We start from the raw sequence: 14184 nt of genomic DNA, 5'->3' as shown, positions 1-14184 counted from the left end.
GCCTATTTCATCGACCGATCGGTCAGATTTAAACGCGCGCTGACAATGGGTTTCACGATTGACTCCAGCGCGGGATCATCGCCGCGCAGCTGTTCCAGCTCGTCCAGGCGGTTGGTGGCGATCAGCTCCAGCAGGTCCAGACGCGGGGCGCCCCCAGTATCGCGGGGCAGGGCGCTGACTGTTTGCAGCAGATTGGGTTGCGGCCCGCCTGCGGGCATTTGCAGCTCTGCCCCGGCCTCGGCAAAGGCATACAGCCCCACGCCCCCCGCTGGCAGCGCATAGGCGGCAAAGGCCACATCCTGCGCGCCCGCCGTCATCAGGGCGGCACGGATCGCCGGGCCATCCTCGGCAATGCGGTTTTCCGTGCCCTCGCCATCGGACCAGTTCATCAGGCGGCGCGTGACGAAGTTATACAGCTTCTTGCCCGTGGCCATCCAAATCCGCGAGGGCAGAGATTTGCGCGCCAGCATCGCGCGTTCACGGGGCGTCAGCAGATCGTGGGCAAAGCTGCGTTTCTGCTTGAGCATGTGCCGCAGATCCTCGCGCGCGGCGACGCGATAGAGCTTCCCCTTCTTCGGATGGACGCTGGCCAGTTGGAAATCAATCACGGCGGCCCGCCCGTCCGGCGTCATCAGCCAGTTCTGAGGCTTGGCAATGTCGTTATGGCAGACCCCGCGCTGACGCAACTGCGCCAGCAGGCGTTTGGCATCCTTGAACCAGAGCGGGTCACGGGGTTTGGCCAGATGCAGCGGTGTGCCTTCGCTCCAGACACGCAGAATGCCGCCCCGGTCGGCTTCCAGCAATATCGGGCAGCCCTCGATTCCCTGAACGGCGCGCAGCCCGCGGGCCTCTTTGCGGGCCAGCATCTGCGACAGGGGGCGCGCCCACCAGGGCACCCCGTCCAGACGGCGCAGCACCACCTTAACCGACGGATCATCCGCCAGATGCCCCATGATGGTTTCGGAAAACACATCACGTTTCAGAACCGTGTCGGGCACAAAGCGCTGGATCGAAGGGAAGTCAGCCACCAAGGCCCCCATGAAAAAGAAATCCGGGGCCGTGATAGCCCCGGATTGAACCGTGTTGCAATGGTGTTGCGCTTATTCAGCGGCCCAACCGGCCACGGATTTGACTTCAAGGAAGTCCTCGATGCCCCAAACGCCGCCTTCGCGGCCATTGCCGGACTGTTTCATGCCACCAAAGGGCGCCCCGGCCCCGCGGCTCTGGCCGTTCATTTCCACCATCCCCGAGCGCAATTGCAGCGCCAGGCGGTTGGCTTTTACGCCATCGGTGGTCTGGACATAGTTCGTCAGGCCATAGACCGTGTCATTGGCGATCTGAACCGCTTCTTCCTCGGTTTCGAACGGGATGATCGACAGCACGGGACCAAAGATTTCCTCGCGTGCGATGGTCATCTGATTGTTGACGTCGGCAAAAACGGTGGGGCGCACAAAGAAGCCCTTGTTCAGCCCCTCGGGACGGCCCAGGCCGCCGGCAACCAGGCGCGCGCCTTCGTCGATGCCGGTCTGGATCAGCCCCTGGATCTTGTTCCACTGGGCCTCGTTGACGACGGGGCCGATGTGCTTGCCATGCGCGCTGGCAGGGCCGACGGTGACCGTATTCGCGACCTCGGCAGCGGCTTCGACCGCCTGGTCATAGACGCCTTTCTGCACCAGCATCCGGCTGGGGGCATTACACGACTGGCCGGTGTTGTTCATCATGTGCAGAACGCCGCGTTTGACGGCCTTTTCATCCGCATCGTCAAAGATGATGTTGGCGCCCTTGCCGCCCAGCTCCAGATGGACGCGTTTCAGCGTCAGCGCGGCGTTTTGGGAAATCGCGATGCCCGCGCGGGTCGAGCCGGTGAAGCTGACCATATCCACATCCGGATGCCCGGACAGCGCCGCCCCCACGCCCACACCATCGCCGTTCACCAGGTTGAACACCCCCTTGGGGAAGCCAGCCTCGTCCATCATTTCGGCGAACAGGATCGCGTCCAGCGGGCTTTCCTCGGAGGGTTTCAGCACCATGGTGCAGCCCGCAATCGCGGCGGCGACCACCTTCAGCGTGACCTGGTTCATCGGCCAGTTCCACGGTGTGATCAGCGCACAGACGCCGACGGGTTCGTGCACGATCCGGTCATTGGGGGCATGATCTCCCAGCGGGCGGATGAACTCGAAATTCTTGGCCGCTCGGATGAAATTCGTGATGTGCCAGGTGCCGGCCCCCACCTGAGAGGTGTTCGCCATGTCGATCGGCGCGCCCATCTCCAGGCTGATCGCCTCGCCCATTTCGGCGCTGCGGCGTTTGTAGATTTCCAGCAGCTTTTCGACCAGGGCAATACGGTCCGCGGGGGGCGTGTTCATCCAGGCCGGAAAGGCAGCCTTGGCCGCCGCAACGGCCGCATCCGCATCGGCCTGAGCGCCCAGCGAAATAACGGCACAGGGTTCTTCGGTGGAGGGGTCGATCACATCGTGATCGCGCTGCTCAATCGGGTCCACCCAGTCCCCATTGATGTAGAATTGACGTTTCTCGATCATCTCTGACCTCCGATAAAAGACCTTCCCGTCTCGCGGGGAATTCCGTTATGCAGAATTCTTTGCCGCGACGTTGAAAGGCAGTTTGTCAGGGGTTTTGACCCTTCGCAAGGGGGAGTCTGAACAGGTTTCGGAAATTTGATCAAATTAAGACCCTTGAGGAATCGCGACACTCTGTCACCCTGCGAAAAATCCCCGAGTCTGGGGCTGGTAAAGTGCGGTTTAGAATGTATCTAATTTACGGAATGTAATCCTGACCATTTTGAGAGGAAAAGAAAATGGGCCTGCGCATCAATGATATCGTCCCCAACTTCACCGCCGAAACCGACCAGGGCACCATCACCTTCCATGACTGGATCGGTGATAGCTGGGCTATCCTGTTCTCGCATCCGAAAGATTTTACGCCCGTCTGCACCACTGAATTCGGTGCCGTGGCGCAACTGGCCGATGAATGGACGCAACGGAACACAAAGGTGATCGGCCTGTCGGTGGACGCGGCGGACGAGCACGTCAAATGGAAATCGGACATCGAGGGGTTCTCGGGGGCGACGGCCGGCTTCCCGATCATCGCGGACGAAGATCTGGCGGTGTCGAAGGCCTTTGATATGCTGCCCGCCGAGGCCTATCTGCCCGATGGTCGCACGGCTGCGGATTCGGCCAGCGTGCGTTCGGTTTTCATCATCTCGCCCGATAAGAAGGTGCAGTTGATCATGACCTATCCGATGTCGGTGGGGCGTAACTTTGCCGAGGTTCTGCGCGCTCTGGACGGTCTGCAAAAGACCTATGGCGAGCCGCTGGCCACCCCGGCGAACTGGACCTCTGGTCAGGATGTGATCGTTGCCCTGTCGCTGAGCAACGAACAGGCCGAAGCCAAATTCGGCAAGCTGGACGTCAAGCTGCCCTATCTGCGCACCATCAAAGACCCGGCCTGAGGACGGGAGCGTCAAGGCAGAGGGGGGCGCTGCCCCCCGGCCTGTGGCCTCCCCCCGGAGTATTTCGGCAAGATGAAGTCGTGCCTCTGGGGCTACCGCTATTGATACCGGAAAAGGCGGGTGATGGCGGGCTGTTTTGGAGGGCCCGGCATCATATTGGCTGCTGTCGTTTTCTTGATGAATGCGTTGCGGGTTTACCGATGCAATGGTCGGGTGGGGAGTGTGCTGCGACATTTGAAGCGATGGTTTCAAAGGTCTGATAGGCGCTCCGCATCAAGGGTGACGCTACGCAGTATGGGGGCTGTGTCGATTATGGGCGGCGGCCTTGGCGTGTTTCAGGGCGGCGTCGATCCCGATCTTCGTGTAAAAGGCCGAAAATGCGCGCGATAGTGTGCCCAGTAATGAAAAAGCCCCGGCGCTGCGACCGGGGCTTTCTTTTGCTCAAAAGGGGACGGATCAGTCCTCTTTTTCTTCTTTTTTGGCCTCTTCGCCGGTTTCCTGATCGACGACTTTCATCGACAGGCGCACCTTGCCGCGATCGTCAAAGCCCAGCAGCTTGACCCAGACCTCTTGGCCCTCTTTCAGGACGTCCGAGGGGTGGTTCAGGCGGCGGTTTTCGATCTGGCTGACGTGCACCAGGCCGTCGCGCTTGCCAAAGAAGTTCACGAAGGCGCCGAAATCGACGATCTTCACGACTTTGCCTTTGTAGATCTTGCCTTCTTCGGGCTCGGCCACGATCGAGTGGATCATGTCGTATGCCTTCTGAATGGCTTCTCCGTTCGGGCTGGCGATCTTGATGATGCCGTCGTCGTTGATGTCGACCTTGGCGCCCGACACTTCGACGATTTCGCGGATGACCTTCCCGCCCGAGCCGATCACTTCGCGGATCTTGTCGGTGGGGATCTGCATGGTTTCGATGCGCGGGGCGTGGACGCTGAATTCGGCGGTGCCGGACAGCGCCTTGTTCATCTCACCCAGGATGTGCATCCGGCCCTCTTTGGCTTGGGCCAGGGCTTTCTCCATGATTTCCGGGGTGATGCCGGCAACCTTGATGTCCATCTGCAGCGAGGTGATGCCCGCTTCGGTGCCAGCGACTTTGAAGTCCATGTCGCCCAGGTGATCTTCGTCACCCAGGATGTCGGTCAGGACGGCGTAGGAACCGTCATCTTCCAGCACCAGACCCATGGCCACACCGGCAACGGCGGCCTTCAGCGGAACACCGGCGTCCATCATGGACAGCGAACCACCACAGACCGACGCCATTGAGGACGAGCCGTTCGATTCGGTGATCTCGGACACCAGACGCAGGGTGTAGGGGAAATCGGTGGCCGAGGGCAGAACTGCCTGCAGCGCACGCCATGCCAGTTTGCCGTGACCGATCTCGCGGCGGCCGGGGCCACCCACGCGGCCAACCTCACCGACCGAGTAGGGCGGGAAGTTATAGTGCAGCATGAAGTTCGATTTGAAGTTGCCGTGCAGCGCGTCGATGAACTGTTCGTCATCGCCGGTGCCCAGCGTGGTCACGACCAGACCCTGAGTTTCCCCACGGGTGAACAGCGCCGAACCGTGGGTCCGGGGCAGCAGGCCGGTTTCGCATTCGATGGCGCGGACCTGATCCAGGGCGCGGCCGTCGATACGTTTGCCCTCTTTCACGACCGAGCCGCGCAGAACGGTGGATTCCAGCTTCTTCAGGGCCGAGCCCAGGTTCGCGTCTTCCAGTTGCTCTTCGGTCAGGCCGGCCTTGATGGCCTCTTTGGCGGCGGCAACAGCGGCAACGCGCTCTTGCTTATCGGTGATCGCATAGGCGTCACGCATGGCGGCCTCGCCTGCGGCTTTGACCACTTCGAACAGATCCGCGTAATCCGGCGCGGCGAAGTCAAACGGCTCTTTGGCGGTTTCTTCGGCCAGGTCGATGATCAGGTCGATCACCGGCTGAATCTGCTGGTGGGCAAAGTTCACGGCGCCCAGCATTTCGGCTTCGGTCAGCTCGTAAGCTTCGGATTCCACCATCATCACGGCGTCTTTGGTGCCGGCGACAACCAGGTCCAGACGCTGTTCAGGGTTGTTGCGCAGATCCTGCATGTCGTCCACGGACGGGTTCAGCGTGTATTCGCCGTCAACAAAGCCAACGCGTGCGCAGGCGATCGGGCCACGGAACGGCGCACCCGAGATGGTCAGCGCCGCCGAGGCGGCGATCATCGCAACGATATCGGGGTCGTTTTCCAGATCGTGGCTTAGCACGGTGCACATCACCAGCACTTCGTTCTTGAAGCCAGGCACGAACAGCGGGCGGATCGGACGGTCGATCAGACGCGCGGTCAGGGTTTCTTTCTCGGTCGGGCGTGCCTCGCGCTTGAAGAAACCGCCGGGCACTTTACCGGCCGCATAGTATTTTTCCTGATAGTGAACCGTCAGCGGGAAAAAATCCTGTCCCGGTTTCGGTTCCTTGGCAAAGGTCACGTTTGCCATGACGCTGGTTTCGCCAAGCGTGGCAATCACGGTGCCGTCGGCCTGACGGGCAACCTTGCCGGTTTCCAGTGTCAGCGTCTCATCGCCCCACTGCATGGATTTGGTTGTTACGTTGAACATCATCGTATCCTTATAAGGAGCACTCGCGGGCCCTCCCGCGTCTCCTTTTTTGCATGGCGGCCCCATTGCCGCCGACTCCAATCTTTCTCATGCGCCCGGAGTCAAAGGCGTCACGTCTCAGATGTGTGGGGCCATACAGGAAATCGCAGAGTTTTGAAAGCCATGATTATCTGAACCCGGAAAATGCAAAAGGACGGCCCGGCAGGCCGCCCCGACGATTTTGGTGAACTGGTTCGGTTGGTTTCTTACCAGCCCAGGGTTTTTACATTCGGATCGAACAGCCAGCCCCCGACAAGCTCGGCGCTGCCCATCTGAACGCCATCAATATAGTCGGCTTTGGTCAATCCGGCGGCTTTTGAACATGCGCCGCACATGATGACGACGCCGCCATCAGAGAGGAAGTTTTGCAGCATATCCTGGATCGAGGTGCCGTGTTCGGCCATTAACCCATGCACGTGGCTGGGGCGTTTTTTATCGGCCAGATACACGGCGCGCACGTTCATCCAGATCGCGGTTGGATGGCCATTTTTCAGCGATTTCTGGTGGGCAAACATGATGGCCTTGGCGGCGGCCCAGGTGTCGTCAGTGGTGAGATTTACGAACAGGCCGGGTTTGTTACCTTCTGCATTCGCAGCGATTGGCATCAACATCAATGAAAAAGCCAGCATCAATTTGGCGAGGAAAGAGCGCATTGGGTTCTCCTGAATTTAAGATGCTGACGTCTCAACATGTATTCGCGAAAATTAATATGACATGGATCAAAACCTTCCAGTGCTGGAAGGTTAAGAAGCGGCGCCAACGAAAAACGCCCGCTCGGGGCCGAGCGGGCGTTTGCGATTTACAAGAACCTAGGGTCTTAGCGGCGGATGCCCAGACGTTTGATCAGGTCTTGGTAACGGGCTTCGTCCTTGCCTTTCAGGTAGTCCAGCAGTTTACGACGCTGGGCAACCATCATCAGCAGGCCGCGGCGGCCGTGGTTGTCTTTTTTGTGGGTCTTGAAGTGCTCGGTCAGGGTGGCGATGCGCGAGGACAGGATTGCAACTTGTACTTCGGGCGAGCCAGTGTCACCTTCTTTGGTGCCGAACTCTTTGATAACGCGTGCTTTTTCTTCAGCGGTGATCGACATCGGGGTCTCCTGTTATGTTAAGGGTTAGGGCGCAGGCCGGGATGTCGTCCAGCAAGGTCCATGGAGTGCCCGGCGCAGCAGAACCGCACCGGATGCGCGCTCTTACGGGGATTCCCCCGAAAAGAAAAGGAAAAAAGCGGTCAGAGCCCCGCAGCGGACCGGGCGATCAGGGCGATATCCTCGACATTCAGCCCGGCGGCGCCGTCCAGCGTGGCGGCCTGCACGCCATTGATGGTCAGGATCATGGTGCCCGAGCCATCCTCGGAGGGGGTAAGCTCCAAAGTGGGCTGAGCGCCGTTTTCGTCGTCGAAAACAACGGCCAGCTGATCCGAGCTTTGATCGAAGTCCTGAATGGTCAGCGGGTTGTCCACCCAATCGCCGATCAGCACGGTATCCGCGCCGTCCCCCGTGTGAATAAGATCCCCGTCGCCGCCAACGATCGTGTCATCGCCGCCGCCGCCATTCAAGAAATCCATTTCAGCGTCATCGTCCCCGCGCAGCATGTCATCGCCTGCGCCGCCGAACAGCGTGTCAGTGCCGGTGCCGCCGGTCAGGGTGTCATCGTCCAGATCGCCATGCAGCGCGTCGTCGCCCGCGCCGCCATCCAGCACATCATCGCCCGCGCTGCCGACCAGACTGTCGGCCCCCTCGTTGCCGAATAGGGTGTCGTCATCGTTATGGCCGAACATCTGATCGTCACCGGCATTGCCCTCGATCAGGTCGGCTCCGTCCTCGCCGTGGAGGGTGTCGTGGCCATCGCCGCCATGCAGCGTGTCGGCCCCGTCCCAGCCGTGCACGTCATCGTCGCCCGCGCCGCCCGTCACATCGTCATCGCCGGCATAGCCGTTCAACTGATCGTTGCCCGCGCCGCCATCCAGAATGTCGGCCCCGTCACCGCCGGCCAGGATGTCATTGCCGTCGGTGTCCTCGAACTCTTCGTCCTCCGGAGCGGCAAGGATTTCGCTCTCGTCATCCTCTGTCATGACATCGGAACCGACAAAGACCGCGCCAACCGCGACCACACCTAAAAGTCCAGCAAGAAGTAGCATGTTTCACCCACGGATTACCCCGCAGGCATTACGGCATACGTGCCCCGAGTCGGTCAAAACCTATTGAGTCGATTGGTTAATATCCGATGAGCTGCCGCCGGTGGTTCCGGTGGCGCGTTCGAATTCGTCTGCCAGAACGGCCATCCAGTCGCCGATGATCGGCAGGAACTCGAATTGCGCCAGCCACCAGGTGATGAGCGAAACCAGCAGCGTCGCCCCCAGCACCGAGCCCAGCCCAAAGGCCAGCCCGCGCCCGAACTGAAACAGGATCATCCGGCGGGGCGAGTTCTGAATGGCGATGAACCGATGGCTGTTCAGCTTCTCGATTTCGCGGGTCAGGTGGCGCATGGCCTCCAGCGTGTCCTTGTCGGTCTGGTCAGTCATTGGGGATGTCCCACAGCGCGGGTTGCTGGGTATAGGCGATATAGAGCGGGTGTTTCGGGTGGCCGGCTTTGGTCAGGCCCAGATGGTGGATTTGGCGTCCGGTGCCGCGCAGCAGCCGCGCGATATGCGGCCCCTGATCCAGATGTTCACCATGCGTGCCCCAGGCGGCGATGATCTGATCTGCCCAGGCGCAGCCGTCCACAATTGTCTGATCATTGGCGGGCCCCACCGGATCGGCCGCGGCGCGCATGGCGCGCGGATCGGTATCGCGCCAGGCAAAGATATTCGTCACGCGAAACGCGCCAAAGCCCAAGGCCCGCGCGCGGCGCTCGCAGCGTTCCACGGTGGGGTCGTTCTGCACCTCGGTCGCGGTGGACGGGTTCAGCATCACGAACAGCGCCTTGCGCCCGGCCGGATCCCAGATGCGGGTCAGCTCGTAGCGGTATTTCTCGCAATCCGAGTAGATGGCGGTCGAATGGGCGTCGCCCTTTTGAAATTCACGCGTGATCATGGCCCGTTTGTGCCCCCGCGAGGGCCGCAGCGCAAGAGATCAATCCAGGTTGAACACGCGGTTGGGGTGCAGTTCCGCCCCTTGCAGCTGCCCCACGGCCAGAGGTTTGCCATTATACGAGGCCCAGCAATCCTCGCCCCAGTCCACATCATGCGCGATCACCATGCCGGGGTTGCCGTTGCGCAGGCGCACGGCGCCCTGATCGGTGGCTTTTACCTCGGGCAGATCGGCCAGGCCGTCCTCGACCGGGCGCAGGAATTCGTCCAGCTCAGGGGTTTTGGCCATGTCGTCGATCTGCTGGATGCTGATCCCGTCCTCATCGGCGTCAAAGGGGCCGGACCACACGCGCCGCAGCCATTCCACATGGCCATGACAGCCCAAGGCCGCCCCCAGATCGCGTGCGATTGCGCGCACATAGCCGCCCTTGCCGCAGACCATTTCCAGAATGACATGATCGGCGTCGGGGCGATCGTCCATCACCAGTTCCTCGACCCACAGAGGGCGGGCGGCGATCTCAAACTCTTCGTCAGCGCGGGCCAGCTTATAGGCGCGCTGCCCGTCGATCTTCACGGCGGAAAATTTCGGAGGCACCTGCATGATGTCGCCCAGGAACCCGCCCAGGGCGTCCTTGATCTGTTCATCCGTGGGGCGGGCGTCGGATTCGGCGATCACCTCGCCCTCGGCATCATCGGTGTTGGTGGCCTGGCCCAGACGGACGCTGAAACGATAGGCCTTTAGCGCGTCGGTGATATAGGGGACGGTCTTGGTCGCCTCGCCCAGGGCAACGGCCAGAACGCCGGTGGCATCAGGGTCCAGCGTGCCGGCATGGCCCGCCTTATTCGCGTTGAACGCCCATTTCACCTTGTTCACCACGGCGGTCGAGGTCATGCCCGCAGGCTTATCCACCACCAGCCAGCCGGAAATGTCGCGTCCCTTGCGTCTACGTCCCATGTGTCACCGATCCTGTTGCAGTCCGAGCGCGCGGGTTAGAACATGCGGCGCGCGCTGTCAATTTGCGGGCGCAACAACACCCACAATCGGCCCCAGCCAGAATCCCGGATCATCACGCCCAATCGCGGGCGCGTACATCCGCGAGACCTTACCATCGAAATACAGCGCGTTGGGCAGGCCCAGCGTATCGCGGAACAGGCTGCCGAATTCGTGAAACGTCACCGGATTGCGCGAGATGGCAAAGACCGCGCGACTGCCATCGGCCGAGGTGCCCACCCCGTTGCGCACATAGCGTGACGTGCTGTCGGGCAGAAACCGGGGATGCAGCGCGCCGTCGATCACCAGCATGGGCCCCGATTGGGTGGCATCGCGGCAGGCGGGGTTTTCGTCGATATAGCGCCGGGTCTCGATCACATCGGCGCGGCCCTCGCGGATGCAGAACACCCCGTTCGGCAGCAGGCCGAAGTTACCGGGGCCCGCATTGGGCACCACGCGCATTTCCTGCTGGCCGTCCTGAATATACAGCCCCACGGGCGCGCGATTGTCGTGATACATGCCCGCGTTCATGGCGAATTCCAGCACCTGACCATCCGGCAGGCTGTCCTGAATAGCCGAGAAATGCCCCAGGATGTCTCCGTTCCGGTTACGCAGGAACAGGCGCAGATCCTCGGTTGCGGTCACTTCGCAGATGGTGAAGCGATTATCGTCCTGTTGCAGATCGCGGCAGTCAACCGCTTGTGCGGCGCGGGGCAGCATAGCCAGAAGGCACAAGCTGGCCCACAGGCGGATCATTCCTGATCCTTCTCGATGTCGCGGCGCACCTCGTCCTGGTTCAGCAGGCGGCGGGTTTCCTCCATCCTGTCAAAGGTCTCGTCCAGGCGGAAGCGCAGCTCGGGCGCGTGTTTCAGCCCGCATTTGCGGCCGATCAGGCGGCGCAATTCGCCCTGATGGCGGGCCAGCAGCTTGATCGCGTCCTCTTTGCCTTCGCCGCCCAGAGGCAGCACATAGACCGTTGCCACCCGCAAATCCGGGCTCAGCCGCACCTCGCCCACGGTGATGGACATGCGGTTCAGGTCCGGATCGTGGATGTCCCCACGCATCAGGATTTCGGACATTGTCCGGCGGATTTGTTCCCCCACCCGCAGCTGACGCATACCGGGTCCGGAACCGAAAGAGCTGTTACCTTTGGCCATGGTCTGCATCTACGCTGTCGCAAGGGCTTTGCCAAGCGCAACGCGACGGGCTATGAGGGCGCACCGCAGTTTTCTTGGAGTAAGACCGATGACCAACCTGCCCGGAATTGTCGTGACCGGAGCCTCGGGCCGTATGGGCCAGATGCTGATGCGCACCATTTTGGACAGCGACAAGTGCAAGCTTGTGGGCGCGGTCGAACGCAAGGGCCACGATTGGGTGGGCCGCGATGTAGGTGAATGTATGGGCGGGGGTGCTGTTGGGGTGGTCGTGTCCGATGATCCTTTGGAGACGTTTTTGCACGCGCAGGCGGTGATTGATTTCACTGCCCCCGCCGCCACCGTGGAATTTGCCGCCATCGCCGCGCAGGCGCGGATCGTGCATGTGATCGGCACCACCGGCATGACGGACGCGGATCTGGCCAAGGTCGCCGCTGCCGCGCGACATGCCACCGTTGTGCGCGCCGGCAACATGTCCTTGGGTGTGAACCTGCTGGTGCAGCTGACCAAACAGGTCGCCGCTGCCCTGGACGAGGATTTCGACATCGAGATCATCGAGGCGCATCACAATAAGAAGGTCGATGCGCCTTCGGGAACGGCTCTGATGCTGGGCGAGGCCGCCGCCGAGGGGCGCGGTGTGTCGCTGGAGGCCGTGGCCGATCGGGGCCGTGACGGTATCACGGGGGCTCGGAAACGGGGCGACATCGGGTTCACCGCCATCCGGGGCGGCGACATCGTGGGCGAACATGACGTGCTGTTCGCCGCTGCCGGCGAGCGTATCGTGCTGCGCCACCTGGCCACCGACCGGGCGATCTTTGCGCGCGGGGCGGTCAAGGCCGCGCTGTGGGGGCAGGGGCAAAAACCCGGTGAATACGACATGATGGACGTGCTGGGGCTGTAATCCCCGACTGATCCAATCTGCCGCCTGCTCCGTATTCAGACCAACAGAAAACGGGGTGGGCAGCATGAGGTCTGCGTTTTTGCTGATGATTTTCCTGGCGTTGCCCCGGCCTCTTTTGGCCGAGGGGCTGGTGCCGATCACGGACCGGGCACGCTTTCTGTCGCTGATTGAAGGGCGCGAGCTGCGGCGGGCGGGGATACGCCTGACTGTGTTGGCGGACGGGCGGATCACCGGGCGTGCCCTGGGGCGTCCGGTCTCGGGGGGGTGGCAATGGCAGGGCCAGTATTTCTGCCGGGATATGCAGTGGGGCGATACCCCCGTCGGCTATAATTGCCAGACGGTGCGGCTAAGAGGCGATGTGTTGCGATTCACCTCGGACCGCGGGCGCGGGGATTTCGCGGATCTGAAGCTGCGATAGCGATCAGAAATCGACGGCGATGCCCTTCTTTTCCCAATCGCCGAACCGCACGGGCTCGGGGCCGTCGCGGCCGCCCAGTTCCTTGGGCAGGGCTTTGGCCTCGGCTTCGGCCTTCTGGCGGCGCTCTTCGGCCTCGGCCAGGGCGCGCAGGGCGGCGGGGGGCAGGTTTTTTTCGGGCTCGCTCATGGTCTCTTCCTTATGCGGCTGCCTGTTGATATACGCCCCTGCACCCCAATCGCAAGGATAACGGATGACTTCTCGGCCCAGACTGACCCCGCGCATGGCGGCTCTGAACCTGCTGAACCAGGTTCTGGTCGAGCACCGGATGATCTCTGAGGTGACGGCCCACGCGCTGGCCAGGCTGGACCCGGCAGAGCGCGCCCGCGCGCAGCGGCTGGCGCTGGACACGCTGCGCGGGCTGGAGCGGGCGGATAAGCTGCTGGCCCGCCATCTGAAGAAAACCCCACCGGCGGCGGTGCGGAATATCCTGCGGCTGGCGGCGGTCGAGCTGGCCCTGGGCGGCGATGCGCATGGCGTGGTCAACGAGGCCGTCACCCTGACCGCCCGCAACAAGCGTATCCAGTCGATGAAGGGCATGGTGAACGCGGTGCTGCGCCGGGTGGCTGAAACCGCGCCCCAGGACTGGGCCAAGCTGCGCGCCCCCCGGTTGCCGCGCTGGCTGCGCGATCCGCTGATCGAGGGCTACGGCCCCGATGATGTTGCCCGGATGGAGCAGGCCCATTTCGCGGGCGCCCCGCTGGACATCACCGCCAAGTCCGATCCGCAGGCCGTGTGCGATGCTCTGGGGGGGGAATTGCTGCCGACCGGGACGATTCGTTTGGCGGAGGCCGGGCAGGTCTCGGCCCTGCCGGGTTTCGAGACGGGCGACTGGTGGGTGCAGGACGCGGCCGCCGCGATCCCGGCAAGGGTTCTGAACGTGCAACCTGGCGAAACCGTGCTGGATATGTGCGCTGCACCGGGGGGCAAGACGATGCAGCTGGCCGCCGCGGGGGCGCAGGTGACCGCGCTGGATATTTCCGCCAGCCGGATGGCGCGCGTGCAGGAAAATCTGGATCGCACCGGGCTGAGCGCCACCTTGATAACCGGCGATGCGCTGGAACATGCGGGCCAGTATGATGCGATCCTGCTGGATGCGCCCTGTTCGGCCACCGGCACGATTCGCCGCCACCCGGATTTGCCGCACGCAAAGGATGGCTCGGATTTCTGGCAACTGTTCCAGTTGCAGGCGCAGATGCTGGACCACGCTGTCAGCCTGCTGAAACCCGGCGGGCGGCTGGTCTATGCCACCTGTTCCTTGCTGCCGGACGAGGGCGAATGCCAGATCGAAGAGGCTCTGCCGCGCCATGACGGCCTGACGGTGGACGCTCAGGCGCTTGATCTGCCGGGGATTGATCCGGCCTGGAAAACCCCCGAGGGCGGGCTGCGTCTGTTGCCCGGATACTGGCGCAAACAGGGCGGCATGGACGGGTTCTATGTGGCCTGTCTGCGCAAGCGTTAGGAAAAGTTAACAATCCTGTCAGCCGCAGCCCATTGGGCGGTGACAGATGCCCGCGCGCACGGTATCCTGCCTGCAAC

16 protein-coding genes are annotated in these 14184 nt (G+C 62.2%); 4 read left to right on the top strand and 12 right to left on the bottom strand.

Annotated elements, in window-relative coordinates; translation table 11 throughout:
• Positions 1-2: 2 nt before the first annotated feature.
• Both ACP15O_RS05685 and ACP15O_RS05680 read right to left on the bottom strand, forming a co-directional pair.
• Positions 3-1028, bottom strand: a complete 1026-nt coding sequence (locus ACP15O_RS05685) for a phosphotransferase (RefSeq protein WP_425095079.1) — start codon at positions 1026-1028, stop codon at positions 3-5.
• 72 nt (positions 1029-1100) lie between these two features.
• Positions 1101-2540, bottom strand: coding sequence for an aldehyde dehydrogenase family protein (locus ACP15O_RS05680; protein WP_425095078.1), 1440 nt, complete (start codon positions 2538-2540; stop codon positions 1101-1103).
• 275 nt (positions 2541-2815) lie between these two features.
• On the opposite strand from ACP15O_RS05680, the gene ACP15O_RS05675 reads away from it, so the two are divergent.
• Entirely contained in the window at positions 2816-3469 is a 654-nt protein-coding gene (locus ACP15O_RS05675) for a peroxiredoxin (RefSeq protein WP_425095077.1), read from the top strand.
• Positions 3470-3925: 456 nt separating this feature from the next.
• On the opposite strand, the gene pnp is transcribed toward ACP15O_RS05675, so the two are convergent.
• The 9 genes from pnp to rbfA form a co-directional block, all read right to left on the bottom strand.
• Complete coding sequence (pnp, locus tag ACP15O_RS05670) at positions 3926-6058, bottom strand: polyribonucleotide nucleotidyltransferase (protein WP_425095076.1); 2133 nt, start codon at positions 6056-6058, stop codon at positions 3926-3928.
• A 245-nt stretch (positions 6059-6303) separates the two neighbouring features.
• A complete protein-coding gene (locus ACP15O_RS05665; protein ID WP_425095075.1) occupies positions 6304-6750 on the bottom strand; it encodes a DsrE family protein in 447 nt (148 codons plus the stop codon).
• 164 nt (positions 6751-6914) lie between these two features.
• Complete coding sequence (gene rpsO, locus ACP15O_RS05660; RefSeq protein WP_425095074.1) at positions 6915-7184, bottom strand: 30S ribosomal protein S15; 270 nt, start codon at positions 7182-7184, stop codon at positions 6915-6917.
• Between the two features lie 140 nt (positions 7185-7324).
• Complete coding sequence (locus tag ACP15O_RS05655) at positions 7325-8233, bottom strand: calcium-binding protein (protein ID WP_425095073.1); 909 nt, start codon at positions 8231-8233, stop codon at positions 7325-7327.
• Between the two features lie 60 nt (positions 8234-8293).
• Positions 8294-8617, bottom strand: a complete 324-nt coding sequence (locus ACP15O_RS05650) for a DUF5665 domain-containing protein (protein WP_425095072.1) — start codon at positions 8615-8617, stop codon at positions 8294-8296.
• Positions 8610-9128, bottom strand: a complete 519-nt coding sequence (locus tag ACP15O_RS05645) for a DUF1643 domain-containing protein (protein WP_425095071.1) — start codon at positions 9126-9128, stop codon at positions 8610-8612. The genes ACP15O_RS05650 and ACP15O_RS05645 overlap by 8 nt, the downstream gene beginning before the upstream one ends.
• A 39-nt stretch (positions 9129-9167) precedes the next feature.
• Positions 9168-10079 carry a tRNA pseudouridine(55) synthase TruB gene (truB, locus tag ACP15O_RS05640; RefSeq protein WP_425095070.1) on the bottom strand — a complete coding sequence of 304 codons (912 nt, stop codon included), beginning with the start codon at positions 10077-10079 and terminating at the stop codon, positions 9168-9170.
• 57 nt (positions 10080-10136) lie between these two features.
• Positions 10137-10871, bottom strand: coding sequence for a phosphodiester glycosidase family protein (locus ACP15O_RS05635; protein ID WP_425095069.1), 735 nt, complete (start codon positions 10869-10871; stop codon positions 10137-10139).
• Positions 10868-11272: a 30S ribosome-binding factor RbfA gene (gene rbfA / locus ACP15O_RS05630; RefSeq protein WP_425095068.1), complete on the bottom strand. Its 405-nt coding sequence runs from the start codon at positions 11270-11272 to the stop codon at positions 10868-10870. The genes ACP15O_RS05635 and rbfA overlap by 4 nt, the downstream gene beginning before the upstream one ends.
• A gap of 88 nt (positions 11273-11360) precedes the next feature.
• On the opposite strand from rbfA, the gene dapB reads away from it, so the two are divergent.
• Positions 11361-12170 carry a 4-hydroxy-tetrahydrodipicolinate reductase gene (gene dapB, locus ACP15O_RS05625; protein ID WP_425095067.1) on the top strand — a complete coding sequence of 270 codons (810 nt, stop codon included), beginning with the start codon at positions 11361-11363 and terminating at the stop codon, positions 12168-12170.
• Between the two features lie 64 nt (positions 12171-12234).
• Positions 12235-12588, top strand: coding sequence for a dihydrodipicolinate reductase (locus ACP15O_RS05620; protein WP_425095066.1), 354 nt, complete (start codon positions 12235-12237; stop codon positions 12586-12588).
• A gap of 3 nt (positions 12589-12591) precedes the next feature.
• On the opposite strand, the gene ACP15O_RS05615 is transcribed toward ACP15O_RS05620, so the two are convergent.
• A complete protein-coding gene (locus ACP15O_RS05615; RefSeq protein WP_425095065.1) occupies positions 12592-12774 on the bottom strand; it encodes a DUF1674 domain-containing protein in 183 nt (60 codons plus the stop codon).
• A 64-nt stretch (positions 12775-12838) separates the two neighbouring features.
• On the opposite strand from ACP15O_RS05615, the gene ACP15O_RS05610 reads away from it, so the two are divergent.
• A complete protein-coding gene (locus ACP15O_RS05610) occupies positions 12839-14107 on the top strand; it encodes an RsmB/NOP family class I SAM-dependent RNA methyltransferase (protein ID WP_425095064.1) in 1269 nt (422 codons plus the stop codon).
• Positions 14108-14184 lie beyond the last annotated feature (77 nt).

The sequence above is a fragment of the Youngimonas ophiurae (nom. illeg.) genome, assembly GCF_049803795.1.
Taxonomy (GTDB): domain Bacteria; phylum Pseudomonadota; class Alphaproteobacteria; order Rhodobacterales; family Rhodobacteraceae; genus Thalassobius.
This window is presented reverse-complemented; position numbering and strand designations above follow the sequence as displayed.

What these genes read in the sequence shown, in the direction of transcription:
- ACP15O_RS05675 (WP_425095077.1), top strand. Translation starts at nt 2,816, where the DNA reads ATGGGCCTGCGCATCAATGATATCGTCCCCAACTTCACCGCCGAAACC.
- dapB (WP_425095067.1), top strand. Translation starts at nt 11,361, where the DNA reads ATGACCAACCTGCCCGGAATTGTCGTGACCGGAGCCTCGGGCCGTATG.
- ACP15O_RS05645 (WP_425095071.1), bottom strand. Translation starts at nt 9,128, where the DNA reads ATGATCACGCGTGAATTTCAAAAGGGCGACGCCCATTCGACCGCCATC.
- rbfA (WP_425095068.1), bottom strand. Translation starts at nt 11,272, where the DNA reads ATGGCCAAAGGTAACAGCTCTTTCGGTTCCGGACCCGGTATGCGTCAG.
- ACP15O_RS05650 (WP_425095072.1), bottom strand. Translation starts at nt 8,617, where the DNA reads ATGACTGACCAGACCGACAAGGACACGCTGGAGGCCATGCGCCACCTG.
- truB (WP_425095070.1), bottom strand. Translation starts at nt 10,079, where the DNA reads ATGGGACGTAGACGCAAGGGACGCGACATTTCCGGCTGGCTGGTGGTG.
- rpsO (WP_425095074.1), bottom strand. Translation starts at nt 7,184, where the DNA reads ATGTCGATCACCGCTGAAGAAAAAGCACGCGTTATCAAAGAGTTCGGC.
- ACP15O_RS05635 (WP_425095069.1), bottom strand. Translation starts at nt 10,871, where the DNA reads ATGATCCGCCTGTGGGCCAGCTTGTGCCTTCTGGCTATGCTGCCCCGC.
- ACP15O_RS05610 (WP_425095064.1), top strand. Translation starts at nt 12,839, where the DNA reads ATGACTTCTCGGCCCAGACTGACCCCGCGCATGGCGGCTCTGAACCTG.
- ACP15O_RS05615 (WP_425095065.1), bottom strand. Translation starts at nt 12,774, where the DNA reads ATGAGCGAGCCCGAAAAAAACCTGCCCCCCGCCGCCCTGCGCGCCCTG.
- ACP15O_RS05680 (WP_425095078.1), bottom strand. Translation starts at nt 2,540, where the DNA reads ATGATCGAGAAACGTCAATTCTACATCAATGGGGACTGGGTGGACCCG.
- ACP15O_RS05655 (WP_425095073.1), bottom strand. Translation starts at nt 8,233, where the DNA reads ATGCTACTTCTTGCTGGACTTTTAGGTGTGGTCGCGGTTGGCGCGGTC.
- pnp (WP_425095076.1), bottom strand. Translation starts at nt 6,058, where the DNA reads ATGTTCAACGTAACAACCAAATCCATGCAGTGGGGCGATGAGACGCTG.
- ACP15O_RS05620 (WP_425095066.1), top strand. Translation starts at nt 12,235, where the DNA reads ATGAGGTCTGCGTTTTTGCTGATGATTTTCCTGGCGTTGCCCCGGCCT.
- ACP15O_RS05665 (WP_425095075.1), bottom strand. Translation starts at nt 6,750, where the DNA reads ATGCGCTCTTTCCTCGCCAAATTGATGCTGGCTTTTTCATTGATGTTG.